Source organism: Candidatus Nitrosotalea sp. FS (genome assembly GCF_011319475.1).
Lineage (GTDB): Archaea > Thermoproteota > Nitrososphaeria > Nitrososphaerales > Nitrosopumilaceae > Nitrosotalea.
Window position 1 is genome coordinate 1 of the sequence record NZ_RCMC01000281.1, and the last position, 509, is coordinate 509.

The window sequence follows — 509 nt, forward strand, 5'->3', positions numbered from 1 at the left end:
AGATTTACGTTAATGTCTCGATACGTTCCATTTTCAGTATACAAAATCGAATCGCTCATGAATTCACAGCTATTACCAAGTATGATCTTTTGAATTCTAGTATCAGACAAAAGTATAGATTCGATCTGCTGTCTTGTTGCTAAACGATCCTTGTCATACTGTAAATCTGTCTGCTCTGGGTCTGTACAGTGAAATACATCCCTGCCTGCACCAATTACACCATTTTTGTCATACTCAAAAATAGGCGGTTTCACGTAGATGTATCCTTGGTCATCTACTCCGAGATCTAGGTTTGGTAATGCGCTGTATTTGTTGAATATCGCATTGCCTGCAATTGCAATTCCATTAACTGGTTCAAACGTATCATCATGACAAGGATCTACCAGAGTTTCACTTTGCGGTCTATAGACTACAAAACATCCAGTATGTATGTCAACCATGCTATATGCTCTAAATGAAGAGATATCGTCTTCATTTCTACCCAGATCTTTTGGCAGTCTCACAAGCTG

At 38.7% G+C, this 509-nt stretch carries 1 pseudogene; it reads right to left on the bottom strand.

Features of this window, described 5'->3' with window-relative positions:
• A pseudogene (locus DYY66_RS11250) lies at positions 1 to 440 on the bottom strand (hypothetical protein); the annotation flags it as partial.
• Positions 441 to 509 lie beyond the last annotated feature (69 nt).